The following is a 25089-nucleotide window of genomic DNA, read 5'->3' as shown; positions in this document are numbered from 1 at the left end:
AATTTTCTTGTGAAAAACTTACAACAAGTCAGCGCTCCAAAGCCGCCGCGATGCGGTCGCCGAACAGGGCCAGGGCCACGCCGACGATCATGACCGCCGCGCCCAGCAGCCTCAGGGCCGAGACCTTGCGCATGGCGACGTTGACGAGGCCGAAGTGGTCGATCGCCATCGAAGTGATCAGCTGGCCGGCGATGACGAGCACGACCAGGTTCAGCAGGCCGATGCGCGGCACCAGCATCACGGTGCAGAAAATGAAGGCGGCGCCCAGGAAGCCGCCAGAGAATTTCCACAGCGGCTGCTGCGGCAGGGCCGCCAGGGCGTCGGGCAGGCCGCCGCGGGCAAAGGCGACCACGGCCAGCGCGGCGGTGCCGCACAGGAAGGAGATCAGGGCGGCCACCACCGAGTTGGCGCCGACGGCCGCGGCCATCTGGCTGTTGATGGCGGCCTGGAAGGAGACGGCGATGCCGGCGCCGAATGCGACGAGGAACAGCAGGAGATTCATGAGTCGGGAAGGAACGGAAAAAAGCCGAGGATTGTAGCGAAAACGGCCGGGCTTGCGAAGCCGGGCGCCGAGGATGCTGGTCAGGCAACATTGTCAACGCGTATACTGAACGCTGTTTTCATTTACCTTGGCCCGATGACAAGCCCCCGCGATCTCTCCGTCCCCGACCAGCCACTCCGCTGGCCCGTCCTGTTCTTCATGTTCAGCCTGCTGGCCCTGACCCTGATGGTTTGGCGCTGGGGCGGCACGATCGAGGATTCGCAGGCCTATTTCGACACCGCCCGCTGGTTCCGCGGTGAAGTCGGCATCGAGACGCTGCGTGCGCCCTTCCCCTACCGCACCCTGGTGCCGGCGCTGGCCGCCGCCCTGCCCGGCGACCTGCGCCAGGTGTTCGCCGGACTGAACTGGCTGTTCATGACGGCCAGCGCCTGCCTGATGACGGCCACGGCGCTGCGCGCCGGCATGGATGGCAAGCGCGCCACCGGCGCCGGCGTGCTCATGCTGTTCGCGCTGCCGACCTTCTGGTACGCGCCTTATCTGCTGGTCGACCCGGGCTCGATCCTGGCCCGCAGCGCCTTCGTGCTGGCGGTGCTGTCCGGCCAGCCCTGGCTGGCGGCCCTGGCCGGCCTCGCCGGCACGGCGGTACGCGAGGAAAACATCCTGCTGCTCGTCTGGCTGCTTGCCACCCGCCGCATCGGCCTCGCCAGCGGCCTCGCGGTGCTGGCCGCGGCCGGCGCCTGGCTGGTGGCCGTGCGGTTCTGGCTGATCGCCGGCCTGCCCTCGTACACCTGGGAGCCGAGCTGGTGGACCGTCAATCACGCGCTGCACGACGTGCGCTCGCTGCTGTCGATCGCCGGCGCCGCGCTGACCGTCGTCCCCGCGGCCATCATGGGCTGGCGCCACGCGCCGGCCGCGCTCAAGCCCCTGCGCAGCCTGCTGGTCCTGATGGCCCTGCCGCCGCTGTACGCGGCCCTGTGCGTGCGCGTCGAAGGCCGCATCGTCTGGGGCCTGTACCCCTTCCTGATCCCGTTCGCAGCGGCCTACGGCCTCGATAAGGCAGTTCGTCGCAAAACCGGGGCATCCCCGGGCGGGCTTGCTTAAGATGGCTTAACCGATCACCGATCACCGACAACAAGACCAAGGAGAACACAGCATGACCACCAGCCTTTCCCGCCGCCGCCTGCTGGCCGCCTGCACCCTCGCCGCCGCCGCTGCCGCCATGAGCGCGCCGCCGGCCTTCGCCTTCGATTGGAGCTTCGGCAGGGGCGAACAGGTGAAGGGCAACGGCAAGATCAAGCGCGAGGCGCGCCAGGTCGCCAACTTCAAGGGCGTGGCCTTGTCCCTGCCGGGCCAGGTCGAGGTCCGCACCGGCAACAGCGAAGGCCTCACCATCGAGACCGACGACAACCTGCTGCCCCTGATCGAGACCGTGATCGAGGACGGCACCCTGAAAATCCGCAGCAAAAAGAAATACAACATCAATACCCGCAACCTGAAGATCGTGGTGCAGACGCGCGGCGTCGACCGCCTGTCGCTGGGCGGTTCCGGCAACATCGACGCCGACCGCGTGCAGGGTTCAGACCTGCGCTTCGACGTCGGCGGCTCGGGCAGCATCAAGGTCGGCAAGGCCGAGGGGCAATCGGTCAACATCAACCTGGGCGGCAGCGGTAAGCTGAGCGTCCTCGACGGCGCCGCGCGCGAGCTGAATGCGACGATCGGCGGCTCCGGCAATATCGATATGGCGCGGGTGCGCTTCGACACCGCCAACGTGACCATCGCCGGTTCGGGCGACGCCACGATCTGGGTGAACAAGTCCCTGGACATGACGGTCGCCGGCTCCGGCGACGTCAACTACTATGGCGACCCGCAGGTCAGCAAGACCGCGGTCGGGTCGGGCAGCGCGCGCCGTCTGGGTGCAGCGCCGCGTTGATTTTTTTGGCACCCGGGCACGGGTGTCCCCCCCCGTGCCCGCGTCACAATTCAATGGGCTGCTGGTGCGGTATAGGTCAACGGCTTCACCGACACCGTCACCGCAACATTCTCGCGCTTGCCCGCCGCATCCTGCACCACCAGCGTCAGCGGCACCTGCTCGCCCTCCTTCATCTGCTGCTTCAGGTCGAACAGCATCACGTGGTAGCCGCCCGAAGCCAGGTTCACGGTCTGGCCGGCCGGCAGCTCGATGGCGTCGACCGCGCGCATGCGCATGGTCTGGCCTTCCATCGCCATCTGGTGCAGCTCGACGCGGCCGGCGACCGGGCTCTTCACCTCCACCAGTTTCACGGTCCTGGCGGACTTCAGCTGCATGAAGGCGCCGGCCACCTTCGCCTGGGGCACGGTAGCGCGGATCCACGGATCGCTGACGCTGACCTGGGCCAGGGCCGGAAGAGAAACGAGGCTGGCCAGCGCCAGCGCGAGAAGACGTCGGTTCATGTTCGGTGTCCGGTTAATACTTGCGTTCCGCAAGCAGGGTTTCGCGCTCGACCTGCACGGTGTCCGTGCCGTCGGTCAGCCATACCTGGCCGTCCTGGATCGTGCACTGCAACTGCATGTTGCGCTTGGCCATGCGCTCCAGCGCGGCGCTGGATTCGGCGGCGATGTTCACGATGGTGATATTGCGTGCGCGGTCGATCTGCTTGGCGATCTGCTTGAACCAGATGTGGCTGACGGCGCTGTAGCTGTACACGACCACGTGCTCGGCGCGGCCGCTGGCCTTCATCAGGCGGCGTTCCTCGGGCTGGCCGACCTCGATCCAGGTATCGATCGCGCCGGTCAGGTCCTTCAGCCACAGCGCCGGTTCCTCGACGTCGAACAAGTCCTTGCCGTAGGCGAGCGCCTCGTGCGCGTGCAGGGCGAAGGCGAGCAGGCGGATCATCACCCGCTCCTCGGTTTCCGAAGGATGGCGCGCGATGGTGAGCGCGTGCTCCTGGTAGTAATTGCGGTCCATGTCCGCAATATTCAGTTCTGCCTTGTAGATCGTTGCTTTCAGGGCCATGCTTTATTTATCTTTCTGTTCAGCTGAAGACGACGGTCTTGTCGCCATTCAGCAGGATGCGGTGTTCCACGAACCACTTGACCGCGCGCGCCAGCACCACGCTTTCGACGTCGCGCCCGATCGCCGTCAGCGCATCGACACTCATCGCGTGGTCGACCCGCTCGACGTCCTGCTCGATGATCGGCCCTTCGTCGAGGTCGCCCGTGACGAAGTGGGCGGTGGCGCCGATCAGCTTGACGCCGCGCCGGTGCGCCTGGGCATACGGGCGCGCGCCCTTGAAGCTGGGCAGGAAGGAGTGGTGAATATTGATCGCCCTCCCCCGCAAAGCCTCGCACAGCCCCGGCGACAGGATCTGCATGTAGCGCGCCAGCACGACCAGGTCGACCTGGTGCCGGTCCAGCAGCTCGATGATGCGGCTTTCCTGCGCCAGCTTGTCGGCTTCGCTGGCGCCAGCCTCGAGCGGCAAGTGGTGAAAGGGGATATTGTAACTGGCCGCGAGCTGGTAGAACTCCATGTGGTTCGAAACGATGGCCGGAATCTCCACCGGCAGCAGCCCGCTGCGGTAGCGGAACAGCAGGTCATTGAGGCAGTGGCCGATCTTCGAGACCATGATCAGCACCCGCGGCTTGCGGCCGGCATCGTGCAACTGGCCCTGTGCACCCAGGTGCGCGCACAAGGCATCGAAGCCGGCGCGCAGGGTCGAATCCGAGACATTCGGCTCTTCCAGCGCGAAGTGAATGCGCATGAAGAACAGCTTCGATTCCGGGTCGCCGAACTGGTCGGAGTCGATGATGTTGCAGCCATGCTCGGCCAGGAAGCCGGACACGCGCAGGACGATGCCGCGCTGGTCCAGGCAGGACAGGGTCAGGATGTATTCGGGGTGCGTCATGGGGCGCTCTGCTGAGGTTTGGATGGGGTCGGTGGGATATTGTCGCATGAGTTGCAAAAGCGGCATGTACGCAACAGCCGCGCCGTCATTCTTGCCCCGCCGTCGTTCCCGCGAAAGCGGGAACCCATGCTGAGCGTCTTCGGCAAGCTCAGTATGGATTCCCGCCTGCGCGGGAACGACGTGCGTATCTTTCCGCTATAGTTGGCAAGTCCACATCCCAAACAAGGAGATCCCATGTCCACGCCAAGCAACCAGCAATTCCGCCTCGCCTCCCGCCCCGTCGGCCTGCCCACCGACGCCAACTGGCAGCTCACGGACGAGCCCCTGGCCCCGCTGGAAGACGGCCAGGTGCGCGTGAAAGTCCTCTACCTGTCGCTCGACCCGGCGATGCGCGGCTGGATGAACGAAGGGAAGTCGTATATCCGCCCGGTGGCGATCGGCGAGGTGATGCGTGCCGGGGCGGTGGGCGTGGTGGCCGAATCCCGTTCCCCGCGCTTCACGGTCGGCGAGCACGTCAGCGGCGGCTTCGGCGTGCAGCGCTACTGGACCGGCGCGGCCGATGACAAAACCAATCCGCTGGTGAAGATCGATCCCGCGCTGGCGCCGCTGCCCGCCTGGCTGAACGTGCTGGGCATGCCGGGCATGACGGCGTATTTCGGGCTCACGGACATCGGCCAGCCCAAGGCCGGCGAGACAGTGCTGGTATCGGCCGCCGCCGGTGCGGTCGGGGCGACGGTCGGCCAGGTCGCGAAGCACCTGGGCTGCCGCGTGGTGGGCATCGCCGGCGGCGCCGACAAATGCCGCTTCGTGGTCGAGGAACTCGGCTTCGACGCCTGCATCGACTACAAGGAAGGCCCTATCGGCCCGGGCCTGAAGCAGCACTGCCCGAACGGCGTCGACGTCTATTTCGACAACGTCGGCGGCGAGATCCTGGACGCCGTCCTCACGCGCATTAACATGAAGGCGCGCATCGTGATCTGCGGCGCGATCTCGCAGTACAACAACACCACGCCGGTGCGCGGCCCGGCCAACTACCTGTCGCTGCTGGTGAACCGGGCGCGCATGGAGGGCATGGTGGTGTTCGACTACGCCCAGCGCTATCCGGAAGGCGTGGCCAAACTGGCCCGGTGGCTGCGCGAGGGCAGCTTCAAGCACCGCGAGCACGTGGTCGAGGGCCTGGAGAACTTCCCCTCCGCCCTGCTGATGCTCTTTGAAGGGAAAAACTTCGGCAAACTGGTATTGAAGATCGCCGACGCCTGAAAGGGTTTGCCACTGAGCGCGCGGCCAGCGCAATCGAGATTCACGTCAGCCGGAACTATCGCATTTCCTGTGTCTCTAATCGCACGAGCGCATCCGTGACGCTCTCGGGTTTGATTGTTCACCGACAGGCACAAGGAGATCGATATGGCCACAAGCAAGGACGGCGGCAAGAGCGCGAGCTCGGGCGGCAGCGAGCAGAAAAGCCAGCCTGCCAAGCGCGGTTTCGCTGCGATGGACCAGAACCAGCAGCGTCAAATCGCCAGCAAGGGCGGCCAGGCCGCCCACCAGAAGGGAACGGCGCACGAATTCGATTCGGAGGAAGCGCGCCGCGCAGGCCAGAAAGGCGGGGAAGTGGTCAGCCGTAACCGCGCCCACATGGCCGACATCGGCCGCAAAGGCGGGGAAAGCCGGCAATCGGCCAACCGCGCCGCGGCCGCCGCCAAGGGGGGTAACCGCCAGGGCGGCAAGGCGGAGTGAGATAAGGTAAGCAGCAACGCCGGGCTCCTTGTCTGACCAGGGATGGCATCGAGCGGTGCCATCCCCTTACCGGTTGATCTGCGCCGGCTTCCTCACCGGGTGCGCACTCTGTGCTAGAGTGCGCAACCCATGTCCGACCTGAAATACCTCAACGCCTATCCCCCCCACCTGCTCGACCAGGTCCGCCGCCTCATCGCCGACGGCAAGCTGGCCGGCCACCTGCGCGGCCGCTATCCGCACGCCCACGCCGTCCGCACCGACAAGGCGCTGTACAGCTACGTGCAGGACCTGAAGGACGCCTACCTGCGCAACGCCGAGCCGGTCGCCAAGGTCGCCTACGACAGCAAGATCGGCATCGTCCAGCAGGCGCTCGGCCTGCACACGGCCATCTCGCGTGTACAAGGCGGCAAGCTGAAAGCCAAGCACGAGATCCGCATCGGCAGCGTGTTCCGCGACGCGCCGCCGGAATTCCTGCGCATGATCGTCGTGCACGAACTGGCGCACCTGAAGGAAAAGCAGCACGACAAGGCTTTCTACAAGCTGTGCTGCTGGATGGAGCCGGATTATCACCAGTTCGAGTTCGACCTGCGGCTGTATCTCACCCAGCTGGAGCTGGGCGGCGAACGCTTGTGGGACTGAGATGAATAGCCGGCACCGGATACGCAAGCATGGGAAGGTCAAGCTTTTCGCTTACTGCCAGATCGAAAAGCTCTAGCCGCCCGGCACATAACGAACTGTCAAGGCGCCCGCGCAACAAAGTCACAAAAGTATCCACGCAGAAATAGTTTCCATGCAGCACGCATGCTAGGATGTGCTCATCGGTAGCCCACGTCCCCGGCGCCGCGTCTCCACCGGCCCCGACCCTGCCGTTCTCCGCCTGAATTACTGGAGTGGCCATGCACCATCCCATCATCGCTTCCGAACAAGACCGTCTCAAGGCACTCGACTCGCTGGACGTCCTCGACACGCCCACGGAACAACGTTTCGACCGCTTCACGCGCCTGGCCGCGCGCGCCTTCGGCGTGCCGATCGCGCTGGTGTCGCTGGTCGACGGCGAGCGCCAATGGTTCAAGTCGCGCTGCGGCCTGGACGTGGCCGAGACGCCGCGTTCGATCGCCTTCTGCAGCCACGTCGTGGCCCAGGGCGAAATGATGGTGATCGAGGATGCGAAGCAGGATCCGCGCTTCGCCGCCAATCCGCTGGTGCTGGGTGCGCCGCACGTGCGCTTCTATGCCGGCCAGCCGCTGTTCAGCGATGGCCAGCCGGTCGGCACCCTGTGCATCATCGACCGCGCGCCGCGCCGCTTCGATGCGGAGCAGCGCCAGGCCCTGCGCGAGCTTGCGGAGCTGGTCGAGAACGAGTTGCAACACGTGAAGGTCGCCACCGCGCGCCTGATGGCGGAGCAGGCCCTGAAGTCGCTGAACAAGGAACTCGAACAGCGGGTCGCGGCGCGCACGGCGGAGCTCGAGCGCAAGCTCGGCGAGCTGTCGCAGGAAATCGCGCGGCGCAAGGAGATCGAGGTCTCGCTGCAGCACAGCGAGGACTGGAATCGCACCATCGTCGCCTCCTCGTACAGCGGCTTCGTCGGCGCCGATGCCGATGGCCGCGTGATCGAATGGAATGCCTCGGCCGAGCGCATTTTCGGCTGGCCGCGCGCGCAGGCGCTGGGGCGCAAGCTTTCAGAGCTGATCGTGCCGCATGCCTTGCGCCACGCTCACGAAGCGGGCATGAAGCGCTGCCTGGAAACCGGTCACGGCAGGGTCCTGAACAGCAAGATCGAGCTGCCGGCGCTGACTGCGAGCGGGCGCCAGATCACGGTCGAAATGACCATCAGCAGCTATGAATGGAAGGGCAAGCGCTGTTTCGGCGCCTTCCTGAACGATATTTCGGAGCGGATTCGCACCCGCCAGCAGCTGGAAGAGAAGCAGGAGATGCTGGATGCCATCCTGGAATCGATCGACGTCGGCGTGGTCGCCTGCGACGCGGTGGGCAACCTGTCGCTGTTCAACCGCGCCGCGCGCACAGTCGCCGGCCGCGACCTCGAGTCCATCGTCCCGGCCGAGTGGTCGCAGCATTATTCGCTCTTCCACGTCGACGGCCGCACGCCGCTGGCAATGGACGAGATTCCGCTGGTGCGCGCGCTGAAGGGCGAGACCGTGCGCAACGAGGCGATGGTGATCGCGCCGGACGGCGGCGCGCCGCACACCCTGCTGGCCAGCGGCCGCCCGCTGCGCAGCGCCTCCGGCCGGCCGCTCGGCGCGGTGGTGGCAATGAAGTGCATTACCGAACTGAACGCCGCGCGCGAGCAGACCGAAGCCAGCGAGCGCCGCCTGCGCGCCATCACCGAGAACCTGCCGGCGATGATCGGCAAGGTGGATGCAAACGGCCGCTTCGTGTACCTGAACGGCCATGCGCTGGCGGCCTATGGCAAGAGCGCCGCCGAGCTGCTCGGCCAGGACGTCTCGGCCGCCTACCGCCCCGAGGACTACGTTCGCCTGCGGCCCTGCCTCGAACGGGCGGCGGCCGGCGAGCATGTCGCCTTCGAATACGTCGGCGGCGCGCCCGGACGCGAGCTGCACTACCAGTGCTGTTTCGTCCCGCAGCGCACCGCCGCCGGCGCGCCGGACGGCTATTACGCGATGGCCATCGACGTCACCGAGCGCAAGCTGGGGGAGCTGCGCCTGGCCGAAAGCGAAGAAAGGCTGCGCACCATCACCGACAACGTGCCGGTGCTGATCGCCCACCTCGACAGCGCGCGCCGCTACGTGTTCGCGAATGCCGTGCACCAGTCCTGGCTGGGCAAACCCGCGGAGCAGATCCTCGGCAAGACCATGGAGGAAGCCTTCGGCGCGGACTATGTCGAGCCCCAGGCCAAAGCCCTGGCCCAGGCCTGGAGCGGCCAGGCCTCGCAGTGCGAACACGAGATCGTGCGCAAGAAGCACACCCGCATCGCCCACACGACCTTCCTGCCGCAGCTGCGCGACGGCCAGGTGGCCGGCGTCTACGTGCTGACCCTCGACGCCACCGCTTCGCGCCTGCATGAGCGCAGCCTGCACGCGCTGGCGCACACCGACACCCTGACCGGCCTGCCGAACCGGCGCCACTTCGAAAGCGCGCTGCAGGGCGCGGTAAAGCGCACGCCCCGTCTGCAGCGCGGCACCGCCCTGCTCTACCTGGACGTCGACCACTTCAAGCAGATCAACGACCGCTACGGGCACGCTGTCGGCGATGCCGTGCTGGTCGAATTCGCGCGCCGCCTGCGCAGCGCGGTGCGCAGCTCGGACCTGGTCTCGCGCCTGGCCGGCGACGAATTCACGGTGCTGCTGAACGACGTGGCCGGCGAGGCCGACGTCGAAGCGGTGGTGCGCAAGATCCAGGCCGCGATGCGCCCGCCCTTCGAGCTGGACGCGGTGGTGCTGCAGGTCGGCACCTCGATCGGCGCGGCGCTGGCCGAGCAGCCGGAGCCGCCGCCCGAGCGCCTGCTCGACACCGCCGACCGCGCCCTGTACATGGCCAAGGAAGCCGGCCGCAATACCTGGGCCATGCTGCGGCTCGGCCGCAGCCACAGCCTGGCGCTGGTCCACGGCTGATCCGCGTCAGGCGGCGCTGGTGGCGGCGCCGCGCTGCCGCCAGTGCAGCGCCGCTTCGATCGCGATCACCACGGCCGCGCTCCAGGCCAGCAGCGGCATCAGCGCGCACATCCCGACGGCCACCAGCACCGCCGCCGGCGGCGCCGCGCGCCAGGCGCCGGGCAGCAGCTTCGGCAGCCCGAGCGCACCGGCGCGGCGGCGCTTGAAGAACATCACCCAGCCCGACACCAGCGAGAACAGCACCCCGGCCGCGAACACGAACAGCAGCAGCTGGTTCCAGACGCCCAGCTCGCCGCGGTGGAAGGGAATACCGACCGCGGTGGCCTTGCCGAAGGCCGTCTGGCTCTCCCAGCCCGCCTGGTACAGCACCCGGCCGTCGTAGGCATTCAGCACCAGGTCGAAGCGACCAGCTGGATGGCGGCGGTCGGCCGAGCCGGCGCGCCACACCCCATGCGGGCCGCGCGGCGGCGTCAGTTGCGGCGGCGTGTCCGGCACCAGCGCGCGGGTGCGGTCCCAGGCCTGCTGGTAAGTCAGTTGCTCCCCTTGCGGCATCGAATGCAGCCGCGCCGGCGCCTGCGGCGAGGCCTGTCCCGACCAGTCGCGCAGCGCGCGCACGTTCTCGCCCGCGTATTTGCTCCAGGTGATGCCGGTCAGGACCATGGCCAGGCTCAGCACGCCGAGCAGCACGCCCAGGAAGGCATGCCACTGCTTCCACCCCGCTCTCCCCCGCACGGTGCGCGGCAGCGCCGGCTGGCCGGGCTGCGGCCACCACAAGACCACCCCCGTCAGCAGCATCACCAGCATCCAGCTGGCCGCCAGCTCGATCATCCAGCGCAGCGACTCGCCCTGCAGCAGGCGCGAATGCAGGCGCCGCGCCCATTCGCTGAAGCGGTCCTGGTCGCGCTGGCTGCCCAGCACCTGCCCGCGATAGGGATCGACGAAGACGGTGAGCCGCTCGCCGCCCTGCCCCGGCCGCGGGTTGGCCGCCGCCGGTGCGGCCGCGGCGTCGCCATGGCCCGCGTGTGCGCCGGCGCCAGCTCTTGGCGGGCCGAAGCCGACCCGCACCGCGTCCTCTGCACGCGCCGGCGGCGTCACCGCCTGCACCTCGAAGCCGGCCGGCGCCGCCTTGCGCGCGGCATCGACGGCGGCGTCGAGCGGCAGGCGCGCCCCTTGCGGCGCGACCCGCTCCAGCTGCCCGTACAAGGCGGCTTCGATCTGCGGCGTGAAGATGTAGAGCGTCCCGGTCAAAACCGCGACCAGCGCGAACGGCGAGGCGATCAGCGCCGCCCAGAAGTGGATGCGCCAGAACAGGCTGCGGCGCCGCGCGCCTGTCGTCACAGGTCCCATTTCAGCTCCGCCACCCAGGTGCGCTGGGGATAAGGGTGGAAGTTCCAGTACTTGTAGTTGTTCAGGTTGTCGATGCCGACAGCCACCGCCCAGTGACTGTCGATCCGGTAGACCATGCGCAGGTCGGTCGTGAAGTACTTGCTGGCGCCCTGGTAGGCGAAGCCATTGGGGTCCGAATTGTCCAGGGTCGAGTACTGGCGGCCGCTGTAGCGCGCCGCCAGCGTCGCCGCCAGCCTGTCGCTGGCGCGCCAGGTCGCCTGGGCCGCCGCGCGCCACTCGGGTATGCGCGGCTGCCACTTGCCGACGCTGGCCGGGAACTTGTCGTTGCGGTCTATCTTCGAATCGGTCCAGGTCAGGCTGGCGTTCAGGTCCAGGCCGCGAGTCCCAATGTCGCTGGCGCCCCAGGCGGCTTCCAGACCTTTGGTATTGATGCGGTCGACGTTCTGGACATTGGTGACATTGGGCGTGACCAGCACATTGGTCTGCGAATACAGGGCGTCGCGGGTGCGCTCGCCAAAGGCGGTCAGGCGCAGCTGGCCCGTCTCCAGCTTGCGTTCGGCCGTCAGTTCGCCGGTCCAGGATTTTTCCGGCTTCAGGTTCGGATCGTTGTTGATCAGGGTGCCGGCCGCGTTGATGCCGCCCTGGTACAGCTCGGACACGGTCGGCATGCGCACCGCGCGTCCCAGCGATGCCTTCAGCAGCCAGTCGTCGCTCAGCTGGAACGCCAGCGCGGCCTTCGGCGACAGGGTGTTTTCGCTGCGGCTGCCGTGGGCGACGGTGGTGCTGGCGTTCGAGGTCCGGCCTTCGCGCGCTTCCCAGTGCTCGAAGCGCAGGCCCAGCACCGTCTTCCAGCGCGGCGCGAACTTCCAGGTGTCCTGGGCATACAAGGCGTCGATGCCGGTGCGGCCGCTAAAGGCCTGGTTGCGTGCGCCGGAACTGCCGGCGATCCAGTCCGTCGTTGCGTTCTCGATGCTGCGCAGCTTGTAGGCTTCGCGCTGCCAGCCGAATTCCGCCACATGCGCGGGTGCCGGGCGCCACACGCCCTTGGCCGCGAAGGTATGCCAGCCGGTGCCGCCCTGGTCGACGATGCGCCCCGTCCCGCCGCCGGCGGCGGCCGGCAAGGCCACCGTGGGCGCGCGCAGGATATCGCGATCGTAGTCGTACAGGCTGGCGGCCAGCTCCCAGTCGAAGGCGCCGTGGGTGTTGCTCTTCAGCGTGAGGCCGTGCATCAGGTGGCGCAGGCTCTCGTTGGACTGGTTGAAGTCGGTCGGCGCCAGCGTGTAGGCGCGGCCGGCGATGTTCACCGTGCCGCCGTACACCGGCTGGCCGGCGGCGTCGCGCAGATAGCTGCGCGGACGGCCCTGCGCATCGTTGTCCCACAGGCCGAACACATAAGTCGCGCGCAGGCCGGGCGAAAAGTCGTAGGCCAGCTTGGCCTTCAAGTGTTCCTGCGTGGTGGTGTATTGCGTTGCCGCGCCGAGGATCAGCCAGTCGCGCCCCATGCGGTCCTGGCCGGGCACGGCGCCCGTCACCGCCGTTCCCGCCGCCGAGGTGCTCGCGGCCGGGTACCTGGTCGGGAAGGTCAGCGGCTGGCCCTCGCTTTCCAGGCGGCTGACATCCAGATACCAGGACCAGGCGCCGGCGCGGTTGCCGAGCGAGACGCTGCCCTGGCGGCCGTGATACGTATCGTCGGTGCCGTACAGCTTGAAGGGCTGGTACGAAGCCGCCAGCTTGGCGTGCGCCTCGAAGCGCGAGGGCATGCGCGTGACGTAGTCGACCACGGCGCCCACCGAATTGCCGCCGTAGGCCGCCGAGAAGGGGCCGTACAGCACGTCGACGCGCTCGATTTCTTCCGGGCTGACCATGCCCCAGCGCGGCGCGAAGCTGGCGCCGTTGCCGAGGTAGTTGGACAGCAGGATGCCGTCCGCGTACACCGCCGAGCGCGCGCTGTTGCCGGTGCCGGAAGCGCGGGTGGACAGCACCGCGTGGTTGTAGTCGCCGATGTAGCGCTTCCTCACCAGCAGGCTGGGCAGGTATTTGAGCGCATCCTCGGCGTCGCTGGCGTTGATGCTGCGGGCGATGTCCTCGCCGGTGACGGTTTCGATCGTGGTCGGGATCCGGGTCGGCAGCGAGGTGGGCCGGTTGCCGGTGACGATCACGGTGCCCATCTCGCGCTGCTGGCGCGGCCCTTCCTGCGCGTAGGCGCTGGACATGGCGGCGGCCAGCGCCGTCAGCGTCCACAAGGCCGCCGGCGATCTGCTTGCATGTTTCATTTTTGTTCCTGGTTTATTCGCCCGGTGGGGCAATCGGCACGCGTCAACGCCCATCCGGATGCGGCCGGATGGCATGACGGTGCGCTGCGATGCGGGAGCGGCGCAGGGCCGCGCTCAGGCGGGAGGGGGCGCGCGCGATTGCGCCAGCGACCACGGGAACAGCGGGCGCGGGGCGTGGTAATACAGGGGCGAATAGACGTCGCGCCCGGCGGGGGCGACGAAGGCGATGGCGGCAGGCGGCGGCAGGCCGTGGCTGGCCGCATGGGACACGCAATAGCCGCAGTGGTTCATGGCCTTGTGCAGCCTGGCGGACGATGACGCATCGTCGCCGTCCGGGGCCAGCACCAGCGGCATGGTGGTCATGCCCATCGCCGTGCAGACCTCCATCGTCATGGCGGCGGACGCGGGGGCTGCCATGGCATGCGACACCAGCGGCGCGAACGCATTGAACAGGATGGCCAGGCAGGCGATCCAGGCAATGCGTGCGCGCATGAAGCGATGCCGTGTCAGGGTATGCATGCTTGCATTATAGGCCACGATTCCATCTCTTGCACCGCGTTGCCACCGAACAACGATTATTGCCTTTCATTCGCCGGCGTTAGAACTTATCTATCGACTTTCGGTATCCCTCCATATAAAGTCAATCTCGCGATACTTGCGTCCCCGTTCAGCCCTTTGCCCGCCCTAATGATGCCGCAACACCCTCCTGGCCGTCTTCTGTCTCCTTCCCTGTTCGCGCTCGGCATGCTGCTCGGCGCCGCCGCGCACGCGCAGGACGACGGCGCCGCCGGACCGGCCTGGACCCTGTCCGGCTTCGGCACCATCGGCGCCGCGCACTCCAGCGAGCGCAATGGCGACTACACCGCCAATGTGCTGAAGGCCAACGGCGCCGGCGCCACCCGCAGCTGGAGCGCGAACGTCGACAGCCGCCTCGGCGCCCAGCTCGACCTGCGTTTTACGAAAGCCTGGTCGGCGGTGCTGCAGGTGGTCAGCGAACAGGGACTGGACAACAGCTACCGCCCGCGCGTCGAATGGGCCAACCTGAAATACCAGGCCACGCCCGACCTGGCCCTGCGTTTCGGCCGCATCGCCCTGCCCATGTTCCTGACCGCGGATTACCGCAAGGTCGGCTACATCTATCCGTGGGTGCGTCCGCCGGTCGAGGGCTATGGCGCCCTGCCCTTCACCAGCAGCGACGGCGTCGACGCCACCCTGCGCTGGAGCGCCGGCGCGGTACAGAACAGCTCGCAGCTGTTCTACGGCCGCGACGACGTCCGGCTGATCGACCCGTTGCGCGCCACGGCGCGCGGCATCGTCGGCATCTCCAACACCAGCGATTGGGGCGCGCTCAGCGTGCGCGCCAACCTGATCAGAGCCGAGATCACGACCGACATCGGCAGCGCCCTGTTCGACGCCTACGAGGCTGCCGGCCCGGCCGGCGTTGCCATCGCGCGCAACTACAGGATCGACCACAAGCACGCCACCATCGCCAGCATCGGCATGAACTACGACCCAGGCCGCTGGTTCCTGATGGCCGAGGCCAGCCGCACGCGCTCCGCATCGCTGCTCGGGTCCACCCGCAGCATGTATGCCAGCGCCGGCCTGCGCATCCGGTCCTTCACGCCCTACCTGAGCATCGCACAGGCGCGCGCCGTCAGCGCAACGCATGAAGACGGCCTGCCGACCGCCGGCCTGCCGCCTGCCGCGGCAGCCCAGCTGGCGCAGCTGAACGGCGGCCTGAACCTGCTGCTGGCCACCATCCCCCAGCAGGACACGCAAGCCCTCGGCGTGCGCTGGGATCTCGCCGCCAACGCCGCCCTCAAGCTGCAATACGACCGCGTCACGCCCCGCCTCGGCTCGCGCGGCACGCTGATCAACCTGACGCCCGCCTTCCGTTCCGGCCAGACGGCCCACGTGACCAGCGTCGCCCTCGATTTCGTGTACTAGGATGGCGACCGTTCGCATCCGGCGCCTGTTCGCGGGCGCCCTTCTTGTCCTTGCCGCCGCGGCCGCCGGCGCCGCCGACCTGGTGGTGATCGTGTCGGCCAGGAGCCAGGTGAGCGCGCTGCGCCCGGACCAGGTGGCCGCGATCTTCCTCGGCCAGACCGCGCGCTTCCCGGACGGCGTGGAGGCGGTGCCGCTCGACCTGCCGCTCGGCTCGCCCCTGCGCAACGAGTTCTACCTGCGCGTGACCAGCAAGACCCCGGCCCTGCTGAAAGCCCACTGGTCGAAGATGGTGTTCACCGGCCGCGGCCAGCCGCCCGCCGAACTCCTCGACAGCGCCGCCGTGCGCCGCCGCGTGGCCGAGGATCCTGAGCTGATCGGCTATATCGACCGCGCGGCGCTGGACCCGAGCGTGCGCCCGGTGCTGATGGTGCGATGATGGACAACACCCTTAAAGCCAGGCGGCTTTCCCGCCGACTGGGCCGAGCGCTCGAAACCTATATTGCGCTGCCGCTGTTCGCGCTGCTGCCGCTGATCGCGATCTGGATCGCGACCTTCCACTTCATCGCCGTCGAACGCGAGGGCGCCATCGCCACCGCGCGCGACGAGGCCCGCGAGCAGGTCGACACCTACGAAGCGCAGATGGTGCGCAGCCTGACCGCCATCGACCAGACCCTCAAGGTGCTCAAGTACGCGGTCGAGCAGCACGGTCCCGCAGGGGCGCTCGACAAGCTCCGCGGCCAGGGCCTGTTGCCGCCATCGCTGGTGTTCGTGGCCGCCATTGCCGACCGCGACGGCCATATCGTGGCCAGCAACCCGGCCTCGCCGCCGCAGGACATCGGCGCCGAACGCTATTTCACGGTGCACCGCGACGGCGAGACCGGCGCGCCCTTCGTCAGCGAGACCATCGGCGACCGCGTCAAACCCGAACACCACCTGCATTTCACGCGCCGCATCGACGACGCCGCCGGCAACTTCGCCGGCGTCGCCATCGTCGAAGTCGACCCGGCCTATTTCACCAGCGCCTACGAGCGCTCGCGCGCGGGCGAGCACGGCCTCATCGGCCTGATCGGCAATGACGGCGTGGCGCGCGCGCTGCGGGTCGGCGACAAGGTGAGCTGGGGCCAGCGGGTCGCGCTGGAGCGCATGCACGACGACGCCATCGAGCCCTACCCGACCGCGCCCGACGGCGTGCCGCGCTATGCCAGCGTGCGCCATCTGCACGGCTTTCCGCTGACCGCCGTGACCGGCCTGGCCGAGAGCGAGGAGATGGCGCAGTACCACCGGCGCCGCGGCAACTACATCGTCGCGGCGGTCGCCGCCAGCGTCCTGCTGATTGTCGTGGTCGGACTGGTCAGCGCCTGGTCCTGGCAGCTGTCCAAGGCCAGGCGGCGCGAGCGGCGCGCCCAGGAAACCTATGCCGCCGCCTCGGAGGCCAGCCTGGACGCCTTCTTCGTGCTGCGCAGCGTGTTCGATGCAGACGGCAAGGTGGTCGACTTCCTGGTCGAGGAAACCAATTCGCGCGCCGAGCAGGTCACCGGCGTCCCCAAGGAGCAGCTTCGCGGCCGCCTGCTGGGCGAGTTGCTGCCCTACTACCGCGTGAACGGCATGTACGATGAGCTGATGCGCGTCGTCACCGATGGCCAGGCGGTCGAGACCGAATGGCAGGCCGCCAATTCGCCGGCCGTCGGCCGCTGGCTGCAGCGCCAGATCGTGCCGGTCGAAGGCGGCGCGGTGGCCACCGTGCGCGACATCACCGAGCGCAAGCTGGCCGAGGAAAGGATCCGCCACCTGGCCCACCACGACGAGCTGACCGGCCTGCCGAACCGCAGCCTGATCCGCGACCGCCTCGACCAGGCGGTGCTGAACGCCCAGCGCAACGGCAAGCATCTGGCGCTGGCCTTCGTCGACCTGGACGGCTTCAAGCTGGTCAACGACGGCCTCGGCCACAATGCCGGCGACGAGCTGCTGAAGGTGGTCGGCCGCCGCATGGGCGCCTGCCTGCGCCGCAACGACACCCTGGGCCGCCTGGGCGGCGACGAATTCGTGATCCTGCTGCCGGACGTGCCCGGCGAGGCGCTGGCGCTGACGCCGGTGCTGGAAAAGATCCGCCAGGCGGTGACGGAGCCGGTGCTGATCGATGACCAGGCGGTGCAGGTCAGCTGCAGCATGGGCGTGGTCATGTACCCGCGCGACGGCGAGGATCCGAAGACCCTGATGATGAACGCGGATGCGGCGATGTACCGCGCCAAAGACCTGGGCAGCAACAACTTCCAGTTCTATACGCGTGAAATGAACGCGAGCGTGGAGGAAAAACTGATGCTGCTGGAAGGGATGCGCAAGGCGTTCGATGCGACCCAGTCGGGCGCGCCGGCAGCGGGGCCGGCCGGCCATTTCTTCCTGATGTACCAGCCCAAGGTGGACCTGCGCACCGGCCGCATCTTCGGCGTCGAAGCCCTGATCCGCTGGCGCCATCCCGAGCACGGCATGGTGCCGCCGCCGCGCTTCATCTGCCTGGCCGAGGAATCCGGCCTGATCGTGGCGATCGGCGAATGGGTGCTGCGCACCGCCTGCCGCCAGGCCCGGCTCTGGCTTGACGCCGGCCTCGGTCCGCTGACGGTGTCGGTGAACGTGTCGGCGCGCCAGTTCGAAGAGAAGCACCTGGTCGAGCGCATCGCCGTGGCCCTGCGCGACACCGGCCTGCCCCCTGGCGCGCTGGAGCTCGAAGTGACGGAATCGCTGCTGATGCGCGACCAGAACCAGGCCATCGAACGCATGCGCGAACTGAAGGACATGGGCATCTCGCTGTCGATCGACGACTTCGGCACCGGCTATTCGAGCCTGTCGGCGCTGAAGTCCTTCCCGATCAGCACCCTCAAGATCGACAAGTCCTTCGTGCGCGACCTGGCCACCAGCGCGGACGACCAGGCGATCGCGCTGGCCGTGATTTCGCTCGGCCACCGCCTGCACTTGCGCGTGATCGCGGAAGGCGTGGAGACCGAGGAGCAGCGCGAATTCCTGGCCGCCAACGAGTGCGACGAGATGCAGGGCTACCTGTTCTCGCCGCCGGTGCCGGCCGACGGCATCACTGCAATGCTGCAGGCGCAGCTGCAGCCGGCGGGCCCCGCATGAGCGCATCGGGACTGTCCCGGCTCCTGTTCGGCGCGGACCCCAAGCTGCGCCGGATGATGTTCTATTGGAGCGCCACCGCCGCGCTCTACACCGTGTTCATGGGCCTGCTGGTCGAGGTCGGCCAACGCGGCCTGATCGACCGCGGCGATGCGCTCGGACTGACGGCCTACGCCGGCGGCGGCATCGTCCTGTCCTATCTGCTGGTGCGCCTGGGCGCCCGGCATGGACTGGCGCCGACCGGCGCCGCGGCGCTGCAGGCCGTCTTCGGCATCACCTGCAATATGTGGGCCTACGTTATTACCGGTCCCTTTCGCGCCGCTACGCTGATGGGCCTGATGGTGGTGGTGGTGTTCTGCACTTTCGCGCTGCGTCCTCGCCAGACCCTGGCGCTGACCGCCGTCGGCCTGGTGGGCATGGGCACGACCATGTGGTGGCACCAGTTGCACGACCCGGCGCACTATCCGCCGCTGGTGGAAGCCGTGACCTTCGCCATCATGGCCGGCTGCTCGCTGGCCGTGACCGTACTGACGGGCGAAGCCAGCAAGCTGCGTGCGCGCCTGAAGGCGCAAAAGGAAGACTTGGTGAAGGCGCTGGACACGATCCGCATCCTGGCCACCGTGGACGAACTGACGGCGCTATCGAACCGGCGCCACATGAACGAAATGCTGGCCGAGGAAGAGCGCCGTCACGTCCACGGCGCCGGGTCGCCGGACCGGGAAACCTGCATTGCCCTGCTCGACATCGATTTCTTCAAGCAGATCAACGACCGCCACGGCCACGCCGCCGGCGACGAGGTACTGCGCAGCTTTGCCGCCGCCGCGCGCGCCGAGCTGCGCGCAAACGACGTGCTGGCGCGCTGGGGCGGCGAGGAATTCCTGCTGATGCTGCCGGATACCGGCGAAGCGGCGGCGAAGCTGGTGGTCGAGCGCATCCGCGCGCGCGTCGGCCGGCTGCTGGTGGACGGGGTGACGGAGGAACGCGGCATCAGCTTCTCGGCGGGCCTGACGGCGCGCCGCGGCGCCGAGGCGCTGGCCGATACGGTCAACCGCGCCGACAAGGCGCTGTACCAGGCGAAATCGTCGGGACGCGACCGGGTTATCGTGGCGTAGGGTGGGCACCCTACACGAGCGTATCGGCGCGCGGCGCCGCCGCAGCCTGCAAGCGCGCCACCAGCGCATCCGGATCCGCATCCAGCATCATCAAGCCCGCATGCGCCGGCCGCACGAAGCCCTGCTCCACCATGTGGTTCACGAAGCCGGCCAGGCCATCGTAGAAACCCTGCGCGTTCAGCAGGCCGATCGGCTTGGCGTGGATGCCCAGCTGGGCCCAGGTGACCATCTCGAACAGCTCTTCCAGCGTGCCCATCCCGCCCGGCATGGCGATGAAGCCGTCCGCCAGGTTCGACATCATCGCTTTCCGTTCGTGCATGTCCTTCACGACGAACTGGCGCGTCAGGCCGGTGTGGCCGACTTCGCGCTCGAGCAGCGCGCGCGGGATCACGCCGGTGGCTTCGCCGCCGAGGCGCAGGACCTCGTCGGCGATCACGCCCATCAGGCCGACCTTGCCGCCGCCGTAGACCAGGCCGATATTCCGTTCGACCAGCACCCGCGCCAGGCCGCGCGCGGCTTCCGCATACACAGGGTCAAGGCCCGGCGAGGCGCCGCAATAGACGGCGATGGCTTTCATGCTTTCCCTTCCTGCGGCAGCTGTTTCAAATAGTCTTCCGAGAGGCGCTGGAACAGCTCACGGGTCTCGCCGCGCAGGTAGGGACCGACCATCGAAAGCACCTGGTAGCAGCCGCGCGCGAGGGCGTCGGCGATCGCCTGCTGCTCGCTGTACTTGCGCGGGTTGCGCACGTATTCGTAGGACAGCCAGTAGGTCGCCACCACCACCATGTTGGTCGCCATGGCGCCGATCTGGGCCTCGCCCGCTTCCAGCGAGCCTTCGCTGCGCAGGTCCTCGCACAGCTGGCGCGCGACCTTGATCTTGTGCGCCAGGATGGCCTTGAAGTGCAGCTCCAGCTTGCGGTTGCGCGACAGGAGGTCGTTCAGGTCGCGGTAGAAGAAGCGGTAGCGCCAGATCAGTTCGAACATCATGCGCAGGTAGAGCCAGACGTCTTCCAGGTTCGAACGGCGCCCGGCCGGCACGGTCAGCATGCGCCCGATCTCGGCCTCGAACTGGACGAAGATCGAATTGACGATGTCGTCCTTGTTACGGAAGTGGTAATACAGATTCCCCGGAGAGATGTTCATCTCTTCGGCGATCACGGTGGTCGTGATGTTCGGCTCGCCGAATTCGTTGAACAGCCTGAGCGACAATTCGAGAATCCGTTCGCGGGTCCGGCGGGGAGCTTTCTGTTGCATGGAAGACGGCATGGTTGAACTCACCCGCAAGGATAACACCGACGGTCCGCCGCGGCCACTTCAAGCGATCGCCTTTGCCTCAACGCGTGGCCGCGCGGCGGCGCTGCAGCTGGAAGGCGGCGCGCAGGTCTTCGCGCAGGGCGCCGGCAGCCCAGGGCTTGACCAGGTGGCGGTCGGCCTGCCCGGCGGCGCAGGCGCGTTCGATCGCTTCGAGCTCGGAGGGCCCCGACAGCCCCGATAGAATCAGGCGCACGGTGTGCGGGTAGTCGCGGCTGACGCGGGCCATCAGTTCGCTGCCCTGCATGCCCGGCATGCTCTGGTCGGACAGCACCACCTGGATGGGATGGCGCGCCAGCAGCGCCAGCGCTTCCTCGGCCGAACCGGCGCTGAGGATGCGCCAGGGTTCGCTCTCGAGGGCGTCGACCAGCACCTCGCGCATGAAGGCGTCGTCGTCGACCACCAGCAGGGTCGGCGGCGCCGGCGCGGCTGCTTCGGCGGGTGCGGCCGGCAGGAAGGCCTCGACCTCGGCGACGAAGCTGGCCGGTTCGATCGGCTTGCACAGGTAGCCGTCGAAGCCGGCCTGCCTGACCCGCTCGCGGTCGCCGTCCTCGATCAGGGCGCTCACGGCCAGCAGCGGGATGTGCGCGCAATCGGCATCCGCCTTGAGCGCGCGCGCCACCGACCAGCCGTCCAGCGACGGCAGGCGCAGGTCGCAGATCAGCAGGTCCGGGCGGGTGGCCAGCGCCAGCTGCAGGCCGGCCGCGCCGTCGGCTGCATCGCTGATTTCGTGCCCGGCTTCCTGCAGCAACAAGGCCATCAGCTCACGAGTGGAAGGGTCGTCTTCGACGATGAGTATGCGCGCGGGCATGGCTGTGTCTCTCCGTGGGTATTGTATTTACTGCCTTTGTATTTACTCTAACACCGCGGCGCTCAGGAAACCAGTGCGGCAAGCTCCTGCATGACGGCGGCCAGCACGCGCGGATTGCTGCCGAGGGCGACGTGGCCGACGCCGCCGAATTCCAGGTTGCGCGCGCCTTCCAGGCGGCTCGATTCCTGCGGCGAGACGATGTTGTCGTGGTGGGTGTAGAGCGAGCTGACGAGCGCCCTTGTGGCGGCATCCTCGCCGGCCGCCAGCGCGCGCAGCCAGGCGCTGTCGTCACGCATCTGGAAGGCGTTCTGCCCGAGGCCGAAGCGCGCCAGCGCGGTGCCGTGGTGCGGCGAGCCGAGGGTGATCACGCGCGCCACTCCGGCTGTGCCATGCGCGCGCATCCAGGCGCGGGCGACCAGGCCGCCCATGCTGTGGGCGACGATCGCGATCTGTTTTGCGCCTGTCGCTGCCTGAAGCTCGCGCGCCGCGCGTTCGACCAGCGGCACGTAGCCGTCGATGTCGCCGGCCACCGGTTCCAGGTCGACGCTCGCATGGCTGATGCGGGCGGCGTCCAGCAAGGGCGTCAGATGCGCCCAGTAGCCGCTGTTGCAGCCGTAGCCGTGCAGGAGCAGCACGGGGACCTGCTTGCTGTCCGGGTAGATGCGGGTGGCGGCGCTGGCGCGCGGCAGCTGCCATGAGGTGACCACCATGCTGGCCCTGAATTCTTCGGCCAGCAGGCGCAGGCGGTCCTTCAGGCCGAGGTGGAAGCCGGGCGGCGTGGCGCTGGCGAAGCGCGCCGCCATCGCGAAGTTGTTCATGTTGATGAGCAGGCGCACCAGCACCACGCTGGCGACGCCGGTCAGCGCCGCCTGCCAGCCGGCCATCCCGAAGCGCGCCATTGCCGCCCAGGCGATCAGGATGGCCGCGCCCAGTTGCACCAGCAGCAAAGTGCGCGACAGCTGGCGGGCGCTTTTCATGGTTTCCTGCGGCTTTTCATGCGGCCTTGATCGGCACCACGCCGGCCGGCATGCCGGCGTCCGGCGCCGCTGTCGGACGTGCAGCTGCGCGGCCGGTCAGCGCCTGCGCCAGCTGGCTGGCCAGGCGCGCCGTGATGCCGTAGATCGACAGCTGCGGATTGGCGCCGATCGAGGTCGGGAACAGCGAGCCGTCGTGCACCGAGAGATTCGCCAGGCCATGGTAGCGCCCATCCGGGCCGGTGACGCCGGCGCGAGGATCGCCGGCCATCATGCAGCCGCCCATCACGTGGGCCGAGGCCACCTTGGTCAGGTGCGGCTTGTACGGCAGCGCGGCGATACCCTGCTTTGCTTCCTGCCAGGAGGCGTAGCGCGGTGCGGTCTCGTGCGCCACCTGCACGGCGCTGGCGCCGGCCGCGAACTGGATCTCGGCCATGGTCAGCAGCGCGCGGCGGGCGCCGTCCCAGAGCGGGTCGGTGAGCGGGTAGTCGAGCACCGGCGCGCCCTGCCCGGCCAGTTGCACCGTGCCGCCCTGCGAATCGGGATGAAAACCGTCGCGCAGCAGCGCCAGCATGCCCTGCAGGTGCGGGAACTGGCGCATCATCTCCGCGTGCTGGACACCGAAACCGGTCATGGTGGTCGACAGCAGCACCGGATGCAGCGGCGGCGCTTCCAGCTTGTAGCCGAGCGCACCGTCGATCGCCTGGGTGTGCAGGAAGTGATCCGAGTAGACGGTCTGCGGCGCGCCGGCATAGCCTTCGACGCGCTGCGGGAACACCGCGGCCGAGATCAGGGTCGGGTGCAGGAAGGTGCGCCTGCCCAGCAGCCGGTTCGGATCCGGCGCCTTCGAGCGCAGCAGCAGCGCCGGCGAGTTGATCGCGCCGCCGGCCAGCACATAGTGCCTGGCGCGCAGGCGCAGCCGGCGGCCGGTCGCGTGGATGCCGGCGGCGTCGATCGCGCTGCATTCGAGCGCCTCGATCTTCTCGCCCTGGATCAGGAAGCGCTCGGCGCGGGCGCGCGTGACCAGGGTGGCGCCATGGTCGAGCGCCGAAGGTATCGTCGAGACCAGCATCGACTGCTTGGCATTGGTCGGGCAGCCCATGCCGCAATAGCCGAGGTTCCAGCAGCCGTTGACGTTGCGGCGGATGAAGCCGGTCGGAATGCCCAGCTTGTCGGCGCCGCGCCGCAGCAGGTCATTGTTCTCGTTGGGCGGCGCCTGCCAGTCGCCGACGTGCAGGCGCGCTTCCATCAGTTCGAACCAGGGCTTGAGTTCCTGTTCCGAGTAGGTGTTCAGGCCGTAGCGCTGCTGCCAGAACCTGAGCGTGTCGGGCGGGGTGCGGAAGCTCGAGGTCCAGTTGACCGTGGTCGAGCCGCCCACCGTGCGGCCCTGCAGGATGTTGATCGCCTTGTCTTTCGTCTTGCGCGCGGCCGACTCCTGGTAGAGCGCGGGATAGGCCTCGGCTTCGCGCATGCGGAAGTCGCGCGAGGATTGCAGCGCGCCCTCTTCCACGATGATGACGGACAGGCCGCTGAGCGCGAGGATCTCGGCCGTCACGCCGCCGCCGGCGCCGCTGCCGACGATGACGACGTCGGCGTCGAGCTTGCGGTCGCCATCCAGGCGGGCGCCGTCGACGACCTTCCAGCCGCGCGCCAGGCCGGCCGCGATCGGGTCGGGAATGATGTTCGGGTTGCTCATGCCAGCTCCTTCAGCGGTCCAGGATAGCCGATCGCCGCCCAGTTGGCGGCATCGCTGTACCAGCTGCCCAGCACCAGGTCGTGCAGGGCCTGGTAGGCCGTGCGCAGCAGCGCCAGCCGGTGGGTGCGCCAGTCCTGCAGCCAGTTTGCCACCTCGGGCTCGGTGGCTGCGCTCCAGCCGTGCGGGATGCCGGTCAGCAGGCGCCGCGCCGGCCCCAGTGCGAGAAGGCCGAACAGATCCTGCACCTCCTGCTGGGTGGCTAGCGGCAGGCCGAGGATGGTCTGGTTCAGGCGCTCGGCCGTATTGGCAATCGCCCGCGCGCGCGCGCCGGTCCCGGTCGGCAGCACCCCGGCCAGGATCGCCGGCACGATGGCATGCATGGCCGCGCGCGCCTCGCCATCGAGCACGAAGCCCTTGGGCGCCGGCGGATTGGCATAGCGGTAAATGCCGCCGCCGGCGGCCAGCACGAGCGCAGCCAGGGCGCCGGCCTTGAGGAAGGATCTGCGGCTAGTCTCCATATCGAACCTTTATCTTGCTTTTTTGCCTAGTGTAAGCGAAAGATTCATGTGGAAAACGCCGAAAACTAGAGCCCTTCGTCTAGCCACCAAAATTCGGGGTCAGAGCACATTATTGTTGAAATTAGGGGTCAGACCACTTTATGCGTTTGCGCGGCGGGCAAACGTCGTTTGCAACAGCAGGCAAAGAACCGAATATCGTTTGCACCACGGCGCGGATCGGCAAAGCTTCTGTGCAATCCGTTCCTGAGCGCCATTGCCAAAAAA

At 68.0% G+C, this 25089-nt stretch carries 23 protein-coding genes; 10 read left to right on the top strand and 13 right to left on the bottom strand.

Going from position 1 to position 25089, the window contains the following annotated elements; all coding sequences use genetic code 11:
• Positions 1-28: 28 nt before the first annotated feature.
• Positions 29-502 carry a DMT family transporter gene (locus LQV39_RS15925; RefSeq protein ID WP_230027113.1) on the bottom strand — a complete coding sequence of 158 codons (474 nt, stop codon included), beginning with the start codon at positions 500-502 and terminating at the stop codon, positions 29-31.
• A 135-nt stretch (positions 503-637) separates the two neighbouring features.
• On the opposite strand from LQV39_RS15925, the gene LQV39_RS15920 reads away from it, so the two are divergent.
• The gene (locus LQV39_RS15920; RefSeq protein ID WP_230027112.1) at positions 638-1603 is read left to right on the top strand and encodes a hypothetical protein; all 966 of its coding nucleotides are present in this window, start codon (positions 638-640) and stop codon (positions 1601-1603) included.
• Between the two features lie 52 nt (positions 1604-1655).
• Positions 1656-2432, top strand: a complete 777-nt coding sequence (locus LQV39_RS15915) for a head GIN domain-containing protein (protein ID WP_230027111.1) — start codon at positions 1656-1658, stop codon at positions 2430-2432.
• A gap of 50 nt (positions 2433-2482) precedes the next feature.
• On the opposite strand, the gene LQV39_RS15910 is transcribed toward LQV39_RS15915, so the two are convergent.
• Genes LQV39_RS15910 through purU form a run of 3 tightly spaced genes read right to left on the bottom strand, consistent with a single transcriptional unit; the run spans position 2483 to position 4383 of the window.
• On the bottom strand, positions 2483-2932 hold the full coding sequence (locus LQV39_RS15910) for a copper chaperone PCu(A)C (protein WP_230027110.1): 450 nt from the start codon (positions 2930-2932) through the stop codon (positions 2483-2485).
• Positions 2933-2945: 13 nt separating this feature from the next.
• The gene (locus LQV39_RS15905; protein ID WP_230027109.1) at positions 2946-3494 is read right to left on the bottom strand and encodes a YaeQ family protein; all 549 of its coding nucleotides are present in this window, start codon (positions 3492-3494) and stop codon (positions 2946-2948) included.
• Between the two features lie 19 nt (positions 3495-3513).
• The gene (purU, locus tag LQV39_RS15900) at positions 3514-4383 is read right to left on the bottom strand and encodes a formyltetrahydrofolate deformylase (protein ID WP_230027108.1); all 870 of its coding nucleotides are present in this window, start codon (positions 4381-4383) and stop codon (positions 3514-3516) included.
• A 234-nt stretch (positions 4384-4617) separates the two neighbouring features.
• On the opposite strand from purU, the gene LQV39_RS15895 reads away from it, so the two are divergent.
• The 4 genes from LQV39_RS15895 (at position 4618) to LQV39_RS15880 (ending at position 9710) form a co-directional block, all read left to right on the top strand.
• Positions 4618-5643: an NADP-dependent oxidoreductase gene (locus LQV39_RS15895; RefSeq protein ID WP_230027107.1), complete on the top strand. Its 1026-nt coding sequence runs from the start codon at positions 4618-4620 to the stop codon at positions 5641-5643.
• Positions 5644-5787: 144 nt separating this feature from the next.
• The gene (locus LQV39_RS15890; RefSeq protein ID WP_230027106.1) at positions 5788-6120 is read left to right on the top strand and encodes a KGG domain-containing protein; all 333 of its coding nucleotides are present in this window, start codon (positions 5788-5790) and stop codon (positions 6118-6120) included.
• 129 nt (positions 6121-6249) lie between these two features.
• Positions 6250-6759 (top strand): M48 family metallopeptidase, encoded by a 510-nt coding sequence (locus LQV39_RS15885; protein ID WP_230027105.1) that lies wholly within the window; start codon positions 6250-6252, stop codon positions 6757-6759.
• A gap of 257 nt (positions 6760-7016) precedes the next feature.
• Positions 7017-9710, top strand: coding sequence for a PAS domain-containing protein (locus LQV39_RS15880; protein WP_230027104.1), 2694 nt, complete (start codon positions 7017-7019; stop codon positions 9708-9710).
• 6 nt (positions 9711-9716) lie between these two features.
• Here the strand turns inward: LQV39_RS15880 and LQV39_RS15875 are convergent, their stop codons facing one another.
• From LQV39_RS15875 to LQV39_RS15865, 3 genes are all read right to left on the bottom strand, one after another.
• Positions 9717-11057 carry a PepSY domain-containing protein gene (locus LQV39_RS15875; protein WP_230027103.1) on the bottom strand — a complete coding sequence of 447 codons (1341 nt, stop codon included), beginning with the start codon at positions 11055-11057 and terminating at the stop codon, positions 9717-9719.
• On the bottom strand, positions 11045-13330 hold the full coding sequence (locus LQV39_RS15870; RefSeq protein ID WP_374199438.1) for a TonB-dependent receptor: 2286 nt from the start codon (positions 13328-13330) through the stop codon (positions 11045-11047). The genes LQV39_RS15875 and LQV39_RS15870 overlap by 13 nt, the downstream gene beginning before the upstream one ends.
• A 114-nt stretch (positions 13331-13444) precedes the next feature.
• Positions 13445-13822 carry a DUF2946 domain-containing protein gene (locus LQV39_RS15865; RefSeq protein ID WP_230027102.1) on the bottom strand — a complete coding sequence of 126 codons (378 nt, stop codon included), beginning with the start codon at positions 13820-13822 and terminating at the stop codon, positions 13445-13447.
• 195 nt (positions 13823-14017) lie between these two features.
• Here LQV39_RS15865 and LQV39_RS15860 point away from each other — a divergent pair, with 195 nt between their 5' ends.
• The 4 genes from LQV39_RS15860 to LQV39_RS15845 are packed head-to-tail and all read left to right on the top strand — an operon-like array spanning position 14018 to position 19515.
• Positions 14018-15277: a hypothetical protein gene (locus LQV39_RS15860; RefSeq protein WP_230027101.1), complete on the top strand. Its 1260-nt coding sequence runs from the start codon at positions 14018-14020 to the stop codon at positions 15275-15277.
• A gap of 1 nt (position 15278) precedes the next feature.
• On the top strand, positions 15279-15713 hold the full coding sequence (locus LQV39_RS15855) for a phosphate ABC transporter substrate-binding protein (protein ID WP_230027100.1): 435 nt from the start codon (positions 15279-15281) through the stop codon (positions 15711-15713).
• Positions 15710-18406: an EAL domain-containing protein gene (locus LQV39_RS15850; RefSeq protein WP_230027099.1), complete on the top strand. Its 2697-nt coding sequence runs from the start codon at positions 15710-15712 to the stop codon at positions 18404-18406. Before LQV39_RS15855 ends, LQV39_RS15850 begins: the two co-directional genes overlap by 4 nt.
• On the top strand, positions 18403-19515 hold the full coding sequence (locus LQV39_RS15845) for a diguanylate cyclase (RefSeq protein WP_230027098.1): 1113 nt from the start codon (positions 18403-18405) through the stop codon (positions 19513-19515). Before LQV39_RS15850 ends, LQV39_RS15845 begins: the two co-directional genes overlap by 4 nt.
• Positions 19516-19525: 10 nt before the next feature.
• Here LQV39_RS15845 and LQV39_RS15840 read toward each other — a convergent pair whose 3' ends face one another.
• From LQV39_RS15840 to LQV39_RS15815, 6 genes are all read right to left on the bottom strand, one after another.
• Entirely contained in the window at positions 19526-20092 is a 567-nt protein-coding gene (locus LQV39_RS15840; protein ID WP_230027097.1) for a TIGR00730 family Rossman fold protein, read from the bottom strand.
• Positions 20089-20769, bottom strand: a complete 681-nt coding sequence (locus LQV39_RS15835; protein ID WP_230027096.1) for a TetR/AcrR family transcriptional regulator — start codon at positions 20767-20769, stop codon at positions 20089-20091. The genes LQV39_RS15840 and LQV39_RS15835 overlap by 4 nt, the downstream gene beginning before the upstream one ends.
• Positions 20770-20848: 79 nt before the next feature.
• A complete protein-coding gene (locus tag LQV39_RS15830; protein WP_230027095.1) occupies positions 20849-21637 on the bottom strand; it encodes a response regulator in 789 nt (262 codons plus the stop codon).
• 62 nt (positions 21638-21699) lie between these two features.
• A complete protein-coding gene (locus LQV39_RS15825; RefSeq protein ID WP_230027094.1) occupies positions 21700-22614 on the bottom strand; it encodes an alpha/beta fold hydrolase in 915 nt (304 codons plus the stop codon).
• Positions 22615-22630: 16 nt separating this feature from the next.
• A complete protein-coding gene (locus LQV39_RS15820; RefSeq protein ID WP_230027093.1) occupies positions 22631-24307 on the bottom strand; it encodes a GMC family oxidoreductase in 1677 nt (558 codons plus the stop codon).
• Positions 24304-24825, bottom strand: coding sequence for a twin-arginine translocation signal domain-containing protein (locus tag LQV39_RS15815; protein ID WP_230027092.1), 522 nt, complete (start codon positions 24823-24825; stop codon positions 24304-24306). Before LQV39_RS15815 ends, LQV39_RS15820 begins: the two co-directional genes overlap by 4 nt.
• Between the last annotated feature and the right edge of the window lie 264 nt (positions 24826-25089).

It is taken from the genome of Massilia sp. Bi118, assembly GCF_918697865.1.
Classification (GTDB): Bacteria; Pseudomonadota; Gammaproteobacteria; order Burkholderiales; family Burkholderiaceae_D; genus Telluria.
This window is presented reverse-complemented; position numbering and strand designations above follow the sequence as displayed.